At 43.2% G+C, this 14,235-nt stretch carries 12 protein-coding genes; 4 read left to right on the forward strand and 8 right to left on the reverse strand.

The genetic code is table 11. The features are described from left to right. Window positions 1-205: 205 nt before the first annotated feature. From NJ959_RS15385 to NJ959_RS15395, 3 genes are all read right to left on the reverse strand, one after another. Window positions 206-2,071 carry a ribonuclease J gene (locus tag NJ959_RS15385; protein WP_254012618.1) on the reverse strand — a complete coding sequence of 622 codons (1,866 nt, stop codon included), beginning with the start codon at window positions 2,069-2,071 and terminating at the stop codon, window positions 206-208. A gap of 570 nt (window positions 2,072-2,641) precedes the next feature. Beyond that, on the reverse strand, window positions 2,642-3,526 hold the full coding sequence (dapA, locus tag NJ959_RS15390; RefSeq protein ID WP_254012619.1) for a 4-hydroxy-tetrahydrodipicolinate synthase: 885 nt from the start codon (window positions 3,524-3,526) through the stop codon (window positions 2,642-2,644). Window positions 3,527-3,636: 110 nt separating this feature from the next. Further along, window positions 3,637-4,644, reverse strand: a complete 1,008-nt coding sequence (locus tag NJ959_RS15395; RefSeq protein ID WP_254012620.1) for an aspartate-semialdehyde dehydrogenase — start codon at window positions 4,642-4,644, stop codon at window positions 3,637-3,639. A gap of 512 nt (window positions 4,645-5,156) precedes the next feature. Here NJ959_RS15395 and tig point away from each other — a divergent pair. The 4 genes from tig to NJ959_RS15415 all read left to right on the forward strand — a co-directional run bounded on the left by tig (window position 5,157) and on the right by NJ959_RS15415 (window position 10,097). Next, entirely contained in the window at window positions 5,157-6,581 is a 1,425-nt protein-coding gene (gene tig / locus NJ959_RS15400) for a trigger factor (RefSeq protein WP_254012621.1), read from the forward strand. Window positions 6,582-6,915: 334 nt separating this feature from the next. Continuing rightward, entirely contained in the window at window positions 6,916-7,623 is a 708-nt protein-coding gene (clpP, locus tag NJ959_RS15405; protein ID WP_256529265.1) for an ATP-dependent Clp endopeptidase proteolytic subunit ClpP, read from the forward strand. Window positions 7,624-7,633: 10 nt separating this feature from the next. Further along, complete coding sequence (gene clpX / locus NJ959_RS15410) at window positions 7,634-8,974, forward strand: ATP-dependent protease ATP-binding subunit ClpX (RefSeq protein ID WP_254012622.1); 1,341 nt, start codon at window positions 7,634-7,636, stop codon at window positions 8,972-8,974. A 268-nt stretch (window positions 8,975-9,242) separates the two neighbouring features. Then, the gene (locus tag NJ959_RS15415) at window positions 9,243-10,097 is read left to right on the forward strand and encodes an alpha/beta fold hydrolase (RefSeq protein ID WP_254012623.1); all 855 of its coding nucleotides are present in this window, start codon (window positions 9,243-9,245) and stop codon (window positions 10,095-10,097) included. A gap of 232 nt (window positions 10,098-10,329) precedes the next feature. Here the strand turns inward: NJ959_RS15415 and NJ959_RS15420 are convergent, their stop codons facing one another. The 5 genes from NJ959_RS15420 to NJ959_RS15440 all read right to left on the reverse strand — a co-directional run bounded on the left by NJ959_RS15420 (window position 10,330) and on the right by NJ959_RS15440 (window position 14,158). Further along, a complete protein-coding gene (locus NJ959_RS15420) occupies window positions 10,330-11,670 on the reverse strand; it encodes a PrsW family glutamic-type intramembrane protease (protein ID WP_254012624.1) in 1,341 nt (446 codons plus the stop codon). A gap of 103 nt (window positions 11,671-11,773) precedes the next feature. Then, window positions 11,774-11,968 carry a hypothetical protein gene (locus tag NJ959_RS15425; RefSeq protein ID WP_254012625.1) on the reverse strand — a complete coding sequence of 65 codons (195 nt, stop codon included), beginning with the start codon at window positions 11,966-11,968 and terminating at the stop codon, window positions 11,774-11,776. Between the two features lie 63 nt (window positions 11,969-12,031). Next, entirely contained in the window at window positions 12,032-12,604 is a 573-nt protein-coding gene (gene def / locus NJ959_RS15430) for a peptide deformylase (protein ID WP_254012626.1), read from the reverse strand. Window positions 12,605-12,801: 197 nt separating this feature from the next. Further along, window positions 12,802-13,452 (reverse strand): ribonuclease H-like domain-containing protein, encoded by a 651-nt coding sequence (locus NJ959_RS15435; RefSeq protein ID WP_254012627.1) that lies wholly within the window; start codon window positions 13,450-13,452, stop codon window positions 12,802-12,804. Between the two features lie 163 nt (window positions 13,453-13,615). Then, window positions 13,616-14,158, reverse strand: a complete 543-nt coding sequence (locus NJ959_RS15440) for a CAP domain-containing protein (protein WP_254012628.1) — start codon at window positions 14,156-14,158, stop codon at window positions 13,616-13,618. Window positions 14,159-14,235: the final 77 nt, after the last annotated feature.

Genomic DNA, 14,235 nt, shown 5'->3' on the forward strand with positions numbered 1-14,235 from the left:
TATTAATTAGTCTGCGCAGGCAGACTTGGTTTGTCTAGCCGCGATTTCCAATCGCCCATGCTTATTGAAACTGCTGCAAGTTATCAGTTTCAACCTAAATTCCTCAAACCCTTGATTTTACAGCTTTCTTCCCTAGCCGTTTGTAGTAAGCGCTTGAGCGCTCAAGCGCTCACTACAAACAGATTAAAACCAGCTTGACAAATTACTAAGAAGCTGCTTTAGCAGTAGTCCGCGTGCGGCGGCGGCCAACAGGTTGTACTGACTTAACAGGTTCCACTGATTTAACAGGTGCTTCCACTGACTTAACAGGTTGTACTGATTTAACAGGTGGTTCCACTGATTTAACAGCTTCAACTGATTTAACCGCTGTTTCCCCTGGATTTTGGAGTAAGAAAACTACCATAGGGCGACTGCGCAATTCCCGTCGGGTTAAACGTTCTAAATCTGCCTCAATTTGGACTTGTAAACCCACCCAGTCAATCTCAGTTTGTTCTCTGTCAAAAGACTTAGCAAAATCAGTCCAACGTTCCCGTAATATCCGTTCAATAGTTTTAATCACCAACTGATGTAGCAGAGATTTCTCCACAGTGGAAACCACACCCCGCAGATGAAGTTCTGGTTTAGCCAGCAATTTGCCCTCGGCACTTACTGCAGCTGCAACAGTAATCACCCCATCATCTGCCATTTGCTGCCGCTGTTTCATTACCTCGTGATGTACCACACCACTATTATCGACTAGTTCAATACCAGAAGGCACTTTCCCGACAATTGAAATACCATCTTCTGTCAATTCCACAATATCCCCATTATTGGTAACAACGGTATTTTCCGGGGGAATACCCATAGCGTGGGACATTTTGGCATGTTGGACTAACATCCGGTGTTCCCCATGAACTGGCATGAAGAATTTCGGTCGGGTCAATGATAGCATCAGTTTCTGATCTTCTTGTGCCCCATGTCCGGAAACGTGGATACCCTTATCCCTTCCGTAAATAACATTAGCGCCCAGTATCATTAATTTATCAATTGTATTGACAACCGCGATCGTATTTCCTGGAATAGGATTAGCAGAGAATACTACTGTGTCACCTTTTCTGATTCTCAGTTGGCGGTGTTCCCCGTTCGCAATCCGCGTCATTGCCGCCATGGGTTCCCCTTGGGAGCCTGTAGTGAGAATGAGGACTTTTTCTGGTGGTAAGTGGTTGGCAGCGTGCAACGGCTCAAATAAATTATCTGGACACTTAATATAGCCGAGATTGCGTGCGTGGGCGATGACGTTGAGCATCGAACGGCCAACTACTGATACAATTCTGTTTTGTTTTTGGGCTAATTCCAGAATAATTTGGAGTCGGTGGACAGAGGAGGCAAAGGTTGTTACTAGGATTCGTCCCGCTGCTTGACTGAAAACGCGATCGAGATTGGGATATACTGAACGTTCTGAGGGGGTGTGCCCGGGAACTTCTGCATTGGTAGAATCGCTCAGGAGGCAGAGGACACCTTTTTCTCCATGTTCTGCTAGTCTTTGGAAATCGAAGAATTCTCCATCTACTGGAGTATGGTCTACTTTAAAGTCTCCGGTATGGATTAGCACGCCAATGGGGGTGTGAATGGCGACGGTGAAGCTGTCGGCGATGGAGTGAGTGTTACGAATGTATTCCACCATAAAGTGAGAACCAATCCGCACCATTTGACGGGGCATCACTGAATGTAATACTGTGCGATCGGCGACACCTGCTTCTTCGAGTTTCCCTTGGAGTAGCAGCATTGCTAGTCGGGGACCATAAATTACGGGAATGTCGAATTGTTTGAGGTGATAGGGAAGTCCACCGATGTGGTCTTCGTGACCGTGGGTAACGATCATACCTTTAATTTTGTGCCGATTTTCCCGCAGATAGGTCATATCTGGCAGGACTATGTTAATCCCGTGCATTTCATCGTTGGGGAAGGCAAGTCCGGCATCTAGGAGAATTATCTCGTCGTTATATTCAAAAATACAGGTATTTTTGCCAATTTCATGGAGTCCACCTAGGGGAATAATTTTTAGGGTAGGTTTGGATTTTTGGTTAGTCATTTGCCTCCTTTGAGGTAGTTGGTTTAACATCGGTTACAAACTAAAAAAGGACATGATTTAGCTTTTTATATGCTAAATATTTACTGATGAACAGCTTTTTATCTATGGAAATCTCTGGCAACTAAATAATCTAAATGGGATCGCCAACTAAATATTTTAATTACAGGGCGGTAGCTTGATAAAAAATATCTACAATCGCCCTCCTATTCAAGAGGCATTATCGCCAACACTCTTTATGGAGTCAGGATCTTTCACATGGTGATGGCTGAAAATCCTATCTTTTATTTTATTTTCGTTCTTACCATTTATATCATATTTTCTCTCCCATTGATTAGTATATTTGAGATTTGCGATTTTACATCATTTAGGCTTGTTCAATGTTTTTATAATACCAGACTTAGCTATCCTCCTGTGGCAATAAAAAAGCTAAGTGGTATGGGTTTCGTCGCTATGTTTAACTGCGATCTCGTCTCTGGGCATCTCACTATCACGATTCATTCATACATAGATAGATTAAATTCTAATACCTTTATCGCTGAAATGTTTAAAGGTAGTAATATCCGTACTTCTTCAAAGTAGAGACAAGTCTAGGAGAACCGACTTTAATTCTTCTTCTAATTCAGGTGGGATATCGCACAGGGGCGAACGCGGTGAGCCTACATCCCACCCTTGTAGCTTGAGTGCAGCTTTTACCGGAATCGGATTTGTGGTACAAAACAATACTTTAAATAGGGGAAAAAGTTTGAGGTGAATTTCTCTAGCTAGTGTCGTTTTCTCAGATTGGCAGGCTTGGATCATTTGTTGAAGTTCATTACCGACAAGATGAGATGCAACACTGACTACGCCCGCGCCTCCCAATGCCATAATTGCTAGGGTGAAGGAGTCATCGCCAGAATAGATAGCAAACTCTGGTGGCGTAATCCGTCGCAGTTGGCTTACCTGTTCAAAGTTACCGCTAGCTTCTTTAATGGCTACGATATTGGGAATTTCCGCTAAACGAGCTACTGTTTCCGGTTCCAGGTTTTGACTAGTGCGACTCGGCACATTGTAGAGCATTATCGGCAGATCGGGGTTTGATTGTGCGATCGCCTGAAAATGTCTATATAGTCCTGCTTGGGGTGGTTTGTTGTAATAGGGGACAACTTGTAATGAGCCATCCAATCCTAGTGTAGCTGCTTTTTGCGTGGCTGCGATCGCTTCGGTTGTGGAATTTGATCCTGTTCCCGCTATCACCTTGGCTTTCCCTGCTACAGCTTGCTGCACTACCTGAAATAAATTATACTCCTCTTCCCATGTTAATGCCGGAGATTCTCCTGTTGTACCACATACTACCACTGTATCCGTACCGTTGTCAGCTAAGTGAGCTGCTAATCTTTCGGTAACTTCATAATTTACACTACCATCTGAGTTGAACGGCGTAATCATTGCCGTTAGTACACTCCCAAAATTTACCACTCTTTTTTCTTTCCTCCTTTATTGTTTGTTCTTTATTATTTGTTCTTTGTTCTTTGTTCTTTGTATTTTAAATAGCCAATAATAACTAACCAATAACTAACAACCAATAACTAACAACCAACAACCAACTCAGCTATTTGTACTGCATTTAATGCTGCTCCTTTGCGGATTTGGTCGCCACATAACCATAGTTCCAACCCAGATGGGTGGGAAAGATCTTGGCGAATCCGTCCTACTAGTACTTCATCCTTGCCTGTTGCGTCAATTGGCATGGGGAAGTAATTTGCCTGCCAATCTTCTACCAGTCGAACACCAGGGGCATTGGATAGAATTTCTCTTGCCTTTGCCACTGGGAATGGTTCGCTAAATTCTAGATTAATCGCTTCTGAGTGGGCGCGTAGTACAGGAACCCTTACACAGGTGGCGCTGATTTTCATCTCTGGGGCGTTAAAAATCTTGCGGGTTTCGTTGACCATTTTCATCTCTTCCTCACAGTACCCTTCCTCGTTTAGGGCTGAATTGTGGGGGAATAGATTAAAGGCTAAGGGATAGGGAAAAATTTCGGTGGGTGGGGTGTCGCCATTTAAAATTGCTTGTGCTTGGAGTTTAAGTTCCTCCATTGCTTGGAATCCTGCACCACTAGCGGATTGATAGGTGGCAGCGATAATACGTTTTACGGGTTGGACTTGATGGAGAGGCCATACTGCCATTGCCATTAAAATTGTCGTGCAGTTGGGGTTGGCAATAATTCCCTGATGAGTTGCTGCTGCTTCAGGATTCACTTCGGGAATGACTAAGGGCACTTGGGGGTTCATCCGAAAGGCGCTGGAGTTATCAATTACCACTGCGCCACTCTCAACCGCTGTGGCTGCCCAAGCTTTTGAGGTAGTGCCGCCAGCAGATGCCAAAACTAGATCAATATTTTTAAATGAATCCTCTCCTACTGCTGCCACTGGTAATTGTTCGCCTCGGAAGGGGAGGGTACGTCCAGCGGAACGAGATGAAGCCAATAACTTAAGCTCGGCAATAGGGAAGTTTCTACTCTCTAGTAATTCTAGTAACTCTGTCCCGACTGCGCCTGTTGCACCCAAGATAGCCACGCGCACTTGACTCTTCAAACGAATTTCCTCCAATTTACTTAACAAAAGTATAGTTTTGATCGCGGATCAACCCAGCCCCTGAAAGCCATTAATATTTAGAGAAGCGAACTTAATCTATTACGGGACGCGCTCCCACCCTAGGAAGTGAAAATTTAGTTTAATCTGATAACTTGTACCATGCTCAACAATCTGCCTTGTGGCTAAGGGTTACAGGACTTTGATGGAGATTATCCACCCTCCCTTTTATTCTCTCTACCTGCTTAGATAGTGTGCCGCGTCTCGCTAACAGGCTCCTGGATGTACTATCATCATATAGGTCAGGTCAACCCCACCATACCAATTGAGTGTCTCTCTCCCATCTGATTTAAGGAAGAAGAACTAGTGGTTATGTTTAATAGGGGCACAACTAGCATACCATAAGGGATCGGGATTAAGCTCGACTAAAACCCTATTATAGGAAATCTGTTGAATTATTATCTATCCCGCAACCAAAAAAAGCTCTATTCAGTTGTCTTCACAAAAAAGCGTCAATGAAAGTCACTCAGGAAAAGCTCCCCAAGAGTCAGATCGGTCTGAAAGTTGAAATCCCCGCTGAAACGACCCAAAAAGTATACGAACAGGTCGTGCAAAATCTGACCCGTTCTGCTAATATTCCTGGGTTTCGCAAAGGGAAAGTGCCACGTCAGATATTATTACAGCGCTTGGGTTCGCAACGGATCAAAGAATCGGCTGTGGAAGAGTTGGTGAACAATAGCATTAAGGATGCGATCGCACAAGAAAACATTGAGCCTCTGGGAAACTACACGTTAATTTCCTCCTTTGAGGAATTAGTCAGTCAGTTTAAACCAGGGGAACCCCTCACCATGTCAGCTTCAGTAGATGTTCCCCCTGAAGTTCAGTTGGGAGATTATAGCACAATTAGTGTGAAAGCTGAAGAAACCCAACCAGATCCGGATGCGGTAGATAAGTTTTTAGAAGAACGTCGCGTTAAGCAAGCAACACTGATTCCCGTGGAATCCCGTCCGGCACAGATGGGAGATGTGGCGATAGTAGATTATACGGGAATATTGGTCGCCCAAGGAGAAGAATCAGTCGAAACTTCAGTTGGTGAGGGGAATGACTTTCAAATAGAGCTAGAAGAAGGTCGCTTTATCGCCAGTATTGTCGAAGGCATTGTCGGGATGAATCCAGGGGAAACCAAAGAAGTCCCCGTAGAGTTTCCTGCTGATTATCCGCAAGAGGATCTAGCAGGTAAGCCAGCGATGTTTACCATCACCCTCAAAGAAATCAAAGAAAAAGAGTTACCAGAGTTAGATGACGAATTCGCTGAAGAGATTAGCGAAATGGAAACCCTTGCTGAGTTGCGGGAGTCATTGACAAAGCAATTTGCCGAAGCAGCAGAGAAAGAAACAACTCAAAGTAAGCAGCAAGCTGTATTAGAAGCTTTGCTAGAACAAGTAGAAATTGACTTGCCAGAAACCATGATTGAACGGGAAGTCCAGACAATTCTCACCCAGACTGTGATGCAGATGGAAAGCTACGGTATGGATGTCAGAAAGATCTTGACCCCAGAAATGGTACCGCAAATGCGAGAGCGATCGCGCCCCGATGCCATGAAACGGCTCAAGCAAACCCTCACCCTCAAAGAAATTGTCAAGCAGCAATCCCTAACGCTTGAAAAAGAGGAAATTCAAGCAAAAGCTAAAGAATTGATGGAGCAATTTGCAGGGCAAGATGTAGATCCCGAGCGGTTGTTAGAGTTCGTCAAAACTGACTTGCTAGAAGGGAAAGCTCTGCAATGGCTCGAAGAACACGCTACCATTGAACTAGTTCCTAAAGGTTCTTTGACAACCCCAGAAACAGAGGAAAATGAGGAAGCGGAAGCTCAAGGTGAGAACCCAGAGCTAGAAATAGAGCCGGAAGTCTCGTCGGTAACGCCAGAAACAGAAAGCTAATTACACAGCAATCAAGAGGAGAGCGATCGAGGTAAGGAAAGTTGAAATCTAAGTTCAGCCGATTGAGTAAACTGCCCACCGTTAAATCGGAGTACCGACTATCGCGGAGGCTTTCCAGCCAGATGATAGATAGATCCATCTATCTATCACTCCCCTAAGATATCCAGCCCAAAAGTACTCTCACTATATTTTATTCGTGTGAGCGAGGCTAGTCTTCGATCCGGGGAGGTTAATCAACGGCATAATTCTAGTTAAGCTAAGTTATCAAAAGAGAAAATCGCCCTCAGTGCTAAAAACACCCCCGTTGTTAACGATCGTCTGGTAACTAATCTTTATGCGACAATCCCAGTTCCCCAATCAATCGCCCACAAGTTGGACTGTCCCAGAAATTTACTCTACTAGTCCGAGCAATATAGTGCCGATGGTGGTAGAACAGTCTGGGATTGGAGAGAGGGCGTTTGATATCTACTCCCGCCTTCTGCGAGATCGTATTATTTTCCTAGGAACTCGAATCAACGATGCAGTCGCTGACTCGATTATGGCTCAGTTGCTTTATTTGGAAGCAGAAGACCAAACCAAGGACATTCAGCTTTATATCCACTCCCCTGGTGGTCCAATTCTCGGACTAGGTGGTGTGATTTCTGGAATGGCAATCTACGACACCATGCAGCAAATTCGTCCAGATGTTGCTACCATTTGTTTTGGTGCGGCAACTGATATTGGCGTATTTCTGCTGGCAGGAGGCGCTCCAGGAAAGCGAATGTGCTTGCCGAATGCTCGACTGATGATTAGCCAGCCTCTTGGGGGCGCTCAAGGACAGGCAGTTGATATTGAAATTCAAGCTAAAGAAATTCTATATCACAAACGTCAGCTTAACGAGCTGTTAGCATATCATACGGGTCAGTCATTAGAAAAAATAGCGACTGATACCGAACGGGACTTTTTCATGTCGGCAGCAGAAGCGAAAGATTACGGTTTGATCGATCGAGTCATTTCGCGGCTCCCCCTTTCCCGTCAAGCCACTGTCACTCCTATTAAGTAAGAGGCGCTTTATGTCTAAATACGACTCCCATCTAAAATGTTCGTTTTGTGGTAAATCTCAAGAACAGGTGCGCAAATTAATCGCAGGACCAGGAGTCTATATATGTGATGAATGTGTCGATCTTTGTAACGAAATTTTAGATGAGGAGTTGCTTGACTCCAGCGCCCCTGCTCCTCCCCAAGTAACTCGTCCTGAAACCCCTCAGAAACGTCGTACTCGTACTGGGGGTTTATCTTTAAATCAGATGCCCAAACCTAGAGAACTGAAAAAGCATCTAGACGAACATGTTATTGGTCAGGATGAAGCCAAAAAAGTACTTTCAGTTGCAGTTTATAACCACTATAAACGCTTAAGTTTTGTTCAGGGTAAAGGAAGTACTAAGCCTGCGGGAGAAGATCCAGTTGAGCTGCAAAAGTCTAATATTCTTCTGGTAGGTCCGACAGGTTGCGGCAAAACTCTCTTAGCCCAAACCTTAGCTAGTGTTTTAGATGTCCCCTTTGCCGTTGCTGATGCTACAACCCTTACTGAAGCTGGCTATGTTGGGGAAGATGTTGAGAATATTTTACTAAGACTTCTACAAGTTGCCGATTTAGATGTAGAGGAAGCACAGCGGGGGATTATCTACATTGATGAAATTGACAAGATTGCTCGTAAGAGCGAAAACCCCTCTATTACCAGAGATGTATCTGGTGAAGGTGTTCAACAAGCTTTACTGAAAATGTTAGAGGGGACAATTGCTAATGTACCTCCTCAAGGTGGACGGAAGCATCCATATCAAGACTGCATTCAAATTGATACCAGCAATATTCTATTTATTTGTGGTGGCGCATTTGTTGGTCTCGATAAGGTAATTGAACAGCGGATTGGTAAACGCTCCATGGGCTTTATTCAGCCTGGAGAAGGACAATCACGGGAAAAACGGGCAGCCGATTTGTTGCGCCATTTAGAGCCAGATGATTTGGTGAAGTTCGGGATGATTCCTGAATTCATCGGGCGGGTTCCCGTTACTGCGGTAGTCGATCCGTTGGATGAAGAAGCACTAATGGCTATTTTAACTCAGCCTCGCAGTGCTTTGGTCAAGCAGTATCAGAAACTCCTGAAGATGGACTCGGTACAGTTAGATTTTAGAGCCGATGCTGTTCGCGCGATCGCCCAAGAAGCCTACCGCCGGAAAACTGGTGCCAGAGCGCTGCGGAGTATTGTGGAAGAATTAATGTTGGAAGTGATGTACGAGTTACCATCGCGGAAAGATGTTACTCGCTGTACGATTACACGGGAAATGGTTGAGAAGCGCTCTACTGCTGAACTTTTACTCCATCCCTCTTCTCTACCCAAGCCAGAATCAGCTTAGTGATTGTTGGTTGTTAGTTGTTGGTTGTTGGTTGTTGGTTGTTGGTTGTTGGTAGTCAAGAAAAATAACAAACAAATATAGCTAGGCACTAGGGGCTTTCTTGCTAGGGGCTAGGGGAAAAAGGGAATAGAATTAAGGGCTTCAGCAATTCAGAGTGTCTTAACCGCCTTGGCGGTTGCTATAACAAATAACAAATAACAAACAACAAATAACAAATAACAAATAACAAACAACAAACAACAAACAACAAACAACAAACAACAAAAGAATGCCTTACATTCAAGTTAGGGGTGTCGCTCATTACTACGAATGGATAAAAGAATCACAACCCTTTAAAGAAAAACCCATAATAGTTTTTGTTCATGGCTGGGGTGGTTCCGCTCGTTACTGGGAAAGTACCGCCCAAGCCTTGTCCGATGAATTTGATTGCTTACTTTACGATATGCGAGGTTTTGGGCGATCGCGTTTACCTCAAATAACAGGAGATAGTGCCTATGAAATGGAAGATTATGCCGATGATTTGGCAGTATTATTAGATGCCTTGGCACTGAATCGCGTCTATATTAAAGCTCACTCCATGGGAGCATCAGCAGCGACAATCTTTCTGAATCGCTATCCTGAGCGAGTGGAAAGGGCAATTTTGACTTGTAGCGGTATTTTTAAATACGATGAGAAAGCTTTTGGGGCATTTCATAAATTTGGCAGTTATGTGGTGAAATTCCGTCCCCATTGGTTATTACACATTCCCTTTGCCCCTGCCCTATTCATGGCACGATTTTTACATCGTCCCCTACCGTTATCGGTAAGTAAGGCATTTTTAGAAGATTTCTTAATTGCGGATTATGAGGCGGCATTGGGGACAATGGTGAGGGTAGTGAGTAAGTACGCCGCTGAGGTGATGCCTCAAGAGTTTGCGCGGCTATCTGTACCAACGCTATTGGTTGCTGGAGAAAAGGATCGGATTATTCCCGCCGATTTAGGGCGTAATGCTGCACAACTTAGTAAAAATGTCAAGTACTTAGAGATTCCCCAAACTGCTCATTTTCCGATGTTAGAAGCGCCGGAGGTGTATCTGAGTCAGGTGCGGGAATTTTTAGGGGTAGGTGTGGCGGCTGAGATTTGAAAAAATAGGACTTACCCAAAGCCTCTATCTGTAGGGTGCGTTAGCGTAGCGTAACGCGCCATCCACACTATTATTAGTATTGTGAACTAGGTTGTAAGATCAAATCCTTTGGCATTGGTATAATATCTTTTTTTTTTAACACAGAGGGCGCAGAGGTTAACACAGAGGTACACAGAGGTTTTTCTGTCAGAGGTTGAATAATTCTGATGCAACCGGAAATGATCTAAAAAAATTAATCACCAAAAAAGCGAGTGGCGAAATTTTGCGATCGCGTTGGTGAAAGTGCCCTTGCTTTCAAAATTGCTGCAGCTAAAAAGGCATAGGATAAAATTCCAATAATTATCAATAATACCACACTAACAAATCCCATCGCATTCCAGAGAGCATGGAGAGAAGCCGCACAGATATAGCCAATGGTGATAATCTGCCAAGCCTTCCGGGGTTTAAGGACACTTAATCCAATGAAATAGCCCAAATAACCACTATAAGCAATATGTCCAGCTACTGAACCCAGAATCCTAGGAATTAATAACTGTAATCCTAATAATTGCCCGGAGCCTTCACCTGTGGGCAAGGTTCCCATATCGATAATATTGGGTACATATTGACCTAATGTTTCCAATAAAGTAAAACCAACTGCGGATGCTGTTCCTAATAAAATTCCATCTAAAGGTTCCCAAATTCCCACCTTTTCTCGCCATGGAGATTGTAAAAGTCTCCCGATAAAATAGACCAATAAAATAGGCAATGACTTAAGTAATTCTTCCATAAGCCCTGCTCCAAAAAACATCCGGATTAGGAGAGTAAGAAAGCTAATATTTTCGCCTTCCGTAGGCAATTTTCCAGGTAAAATATCACGAAAAATAATAATAAATAGCGGCAAGAGCGGACTAACTAAAATTAGAATAGTAAATCCGGCACAACCTGCTAATACCCACCAAGGTTTAGACTTGCCACACAGTTGATAGATAAAGTAAGATATAGCGCCTGTTAAGTAGGTGGCAATTAGGAGGTTAAACGCCATCGCTTGACCAACAGCGGCAAACAGTAATACTACAAAAATTACTGTGACAATTGCGGGAACAAAAAATGCTTTTTGAGTTAAATCTCGTCCCGTTGACGCGAGGGGAAATAGTTGAGTGAATGTGACATAATCTGGTTTTGAGTGTCCTGAAGAGGTATGATTATGATGGTGTGGGGGCGATAATAAGGGAGTAGTTAGTTGATATTCAAAGATAAATTGAGGACCATCTTGACCCAGTTCAATACAATCGCCTGCTTGCAATTTATGACACCCATGTAAGGATTTACCATTGATGTATGTGCCATTGATGCTACCTAAGTCACAAATTTCCCACCTGAGTAAACCATTTTCTGGTAGGTAAAAAGGATGGAATTTTGCATGATGCCGCGATACCATTAAATACTGATTGGGATCTAAGGGAATGTCACAGCTAGGATCTCGTCCAATTACTACCTCTCGCTCATCAGATAGGGGATAAGCAGGTAGGGTTATAGCTGTATTTTTAATAGATATGGGTCGGATAAATCCACGGTAATTTTGACTAGTCATTAGTCATTATTTGTTGGTTGTTGGTTGTTAGTTGTTAGTTGTTAGTTGTTGGTTGAATAAGGAATAAAAATAACCAATAACCAACAACCAATAACAAACAACTCTATTGATTTGCTCTAGTATCGCGCACGGCGGCGTAGAAAAATAATCCTGTTAAGGGGATACTAGCCGTCAGGATAATTCCTGTGACGGTTGTTCCTAATCCGGGAGTTCCCGATGATAGTTCAAAGATTGAACCTACAGCAGCGATGGCTGTAATACAGGAACCCATTAAAAGTAGACCACTTTTTGGTGTCATTGGTTTGGGAATTGGAGTTTAGTGATTTAGAGTGAATTAGGAATTAATTATCGATATAATATCTTACCAGGATCGCTCGATAGGTTTGACTGATTGGGTGGAGAAGCCGTGTTTTTGCAGTTCCTCTGTTAAGGCTAAACTATTTTGTACCCTGTCTACAAACATTACCCCATTTAGATGATCCATTTCGTGCTGAATGGCGCGAGATAATAATCCTGTGGCTTTGATTGTTTTTGGGTGTCCATTTTCGTCTTTGTAGGAAATTTCTACTTCTTCTGGGCGTTTAACATCTAAGTACACATTGGGAATACTCAAACACCCTTCTTGAGCATCGCACAAAGCTGCACCAAACCGCTTGATGGTGGGATTGATTAAAATCAGTGGTGGATATTCTGGCTTTTCTGGTTCGCAGTCGATCACTATAATTTGCTTATGAACTCCTACCTGGGGCGCTGCCAAACCGATACCATCGGCACTGTACATGGTTTGTAGCATTTGATATGCTAACTGCCGGATGGTTTGATCTACTTTGGCAACCCGCTTGGCAGGTTGACGGAGGACGCGATCGCCCAGATGATAAATCTGTAGGGGTGGATTTTCTAACTTTTTCTTTTCGACAACAAGTTGAGCAGTCATGGCTGGGAAGATTTGTGAAGAGTTAATTTATCAAAATTGTAGTAGTTCTCGATTCTAACAGTTTTATCGACAGCCTACTCAAGCCAAAATTGAAAAAACAGGGCAAAGGCAAAAGGGAATAGGCTAAATGTCTTTATGTCACCATTCCCTACTCCCTACTCCCTACTCCCCACTCCCTACTCCCCATTCCCCATTAATTAATGTTCAAAGATATCCTTATAGTGGAGCAAATCCAAATCCACCATAACAGGTAATGCTTTAAAACACTCTTGAGCTAATTCCCAACGATCTTCTCGTTGCAATATACTAATCAATTTGTGTCGTAGACTTAGTAGATAGCGCACATCATTAGCGGCATAACGCAATTGCTCGTTGGAAAGATTTGTGGCATTGCCCCAATCTGAACTTTGGGCACCTTTATCTAGTTCTACTTGTTCTAATTCTAGAACTAATTCCTTTAGTCCGTGGCGACTACTATAGGTGCGGGCAAGTTTGCTGGCAATTTTTGTGCAAAATATTGGTGCTACTTTGATGTTAATATTTTCTCGCAGCATTGCTAAATCAAAGCGGGCAAAGTGGAATACTTTTAGTACGTTGGGATCTTCGAGTAACCGTTTGAGATTAGGAGCCTCTACTTGTCTTTTCTCAATCCGAACTACTGTAACTCGCCCTTGGGGATCGCACAACTGCACCAAACATAAGCGATCCCGTTGGTAGATAAGTCCCATAGTTTCCGTATCTACCGCAATGGCTTCGGCTTTTTGATACTCTCGACAGATAGCGTCGGGAAGATCGCGATCGCAAACTTGGAAATCTGTCAATTCTTTCTCCAGCAATGGGTTTGTCATTGGTTGTTGGTTGTTAGTTGTTGGTTGTTAGTTGTTGGTTGTTGGTTGTTAGTTGTTGGTAATGGGCTTAATGGCAATGGGATTAAGCCTCTTTTTGTTTGTTATTGGCTGCGATAAATAGCTGATCGCAAACAACTAATAACCAATAACAAACAACGAATAACTAACGACGTTTGATGAAAACTTGGGTAAAATAATACTCGCCTTTGGCATTTTTACTAATACCAATACCAGTCATATTGAAGTCTCCTTCCATATTCTCACGATGACCTTTACTTTTGATCCATCCCTCAACTGCCTGTTGAACTGGATTGGTGTAACCTTGGTTATAGGCGACATTTTCTGCTGCACTGCGATAGGGAATCTTTTGGGAAATAGCTTTAATTCGGGTTTCAAATCCTTGATGGCTAAAGGGAACTTTTCCTGTTGCCATCGCCTCACTGTGAAGTCTTGCCTCTTTGCTGATAGCCGTGTCTAGGGTTAAGGTTGGCAAATTATGGGATTGGCGATATCGATTAATCTCTTGATGTACCGATTCCTCCAACTTCGTAAATTCACCGGGATTTGAGTTTTGAGAAATATTTGAAGGCGGCACTGTTTCAGTGGGGAGAGTTGGGTTGATACTCAATGATGAACTACAGCCATTTAATCCACTGGCAAAAATAAGAGCGGCAACCATAACCTCTTTCAAGCATGTTTTCTTCATTCAATAGACATCTCCAGAAATTAGGTTTTGAGCTAGATAGGGTAAGGGTTTGAAATTATATTTTGGAGATGTCTAAT

The organism is Limnofasciculus baicalensis BBK-W-15 (genome assembly GCF_024178385.1).
GTDB classification, from domain to species: Bacteria; Cyanobacteriota; Cyanobacteriia; order Cyanobacteriales; family Coleofasciculaceae; genus Limnofasciculus; species Limnofasciculus baicalensis.

Coding starts and splice junctions, on each gene's coding strand:
- NJ959_RS15435 (WP_254012627.1), bottom strand. CDS start 13,452: ATGACAAACCCATTGCTGGAGAAAGAATTGACAGATTTCCAAGTTTGC.
- NJ959_RS15440 (WP_254012628.1), bottom strand. CDS start 14,158: ATGAAGAAAACATGCTTGAAAGAGGTTATGGTTGCCGCTCTTATTTTT.
- def (WP_254012626.1), bottom strand. CDS start 12,604: ATGACTGCTCAACTTGTTGTCGAAAAGAAAAAGTTAGAAAATCCACCC.
- NJ959_RS15385 (WP_254012618.1), bottom strand. CDS start 2,071: ATGACTAACCAAAAATCCAAACCTACCCTAAAAATTATTCCCCTAGGT.
- NJ959_RS15425 (WP_254012625.1), bottom strand. CDS start 11,968: ATGACACCAAAAAGTGGTCTACTTTTAATGGGTTCCTGTATTACAGCC.
- NJ959_RS15420 (WP_254012624.1), bottom strand. CDS start 11,670: ATGACTAGTCAAAATTACCGTGGATTTATCCGACCCATATCTATTAAA.
- clpP (WP_256529265.1), top strand. CDS start 6,916: ATGCGACAATCCCAGTTCCCCAATCAATCGCCCACAAGTTGGACTGTC.
- tig (WP_254012621.1), top strand. CDS start 5,157: ATGAAAGTCACTCAGGAAAAGCTCCCCAAGAGTCAGATCGGTCTGAAA.
- NJ959_RS15415 (WP_254012623.1), top strand. CDS start 9,243: ATGCCTTACATTCAAGTTAGGGGTGTCGCTCATTACTACGAATGGATA.
- clpX (WP_254012622.1), top strand. CDS start 7,634: ATGTCTAAATACGACTCCCATCTAAAATGTTCGTTTTGTGGTAAATCT.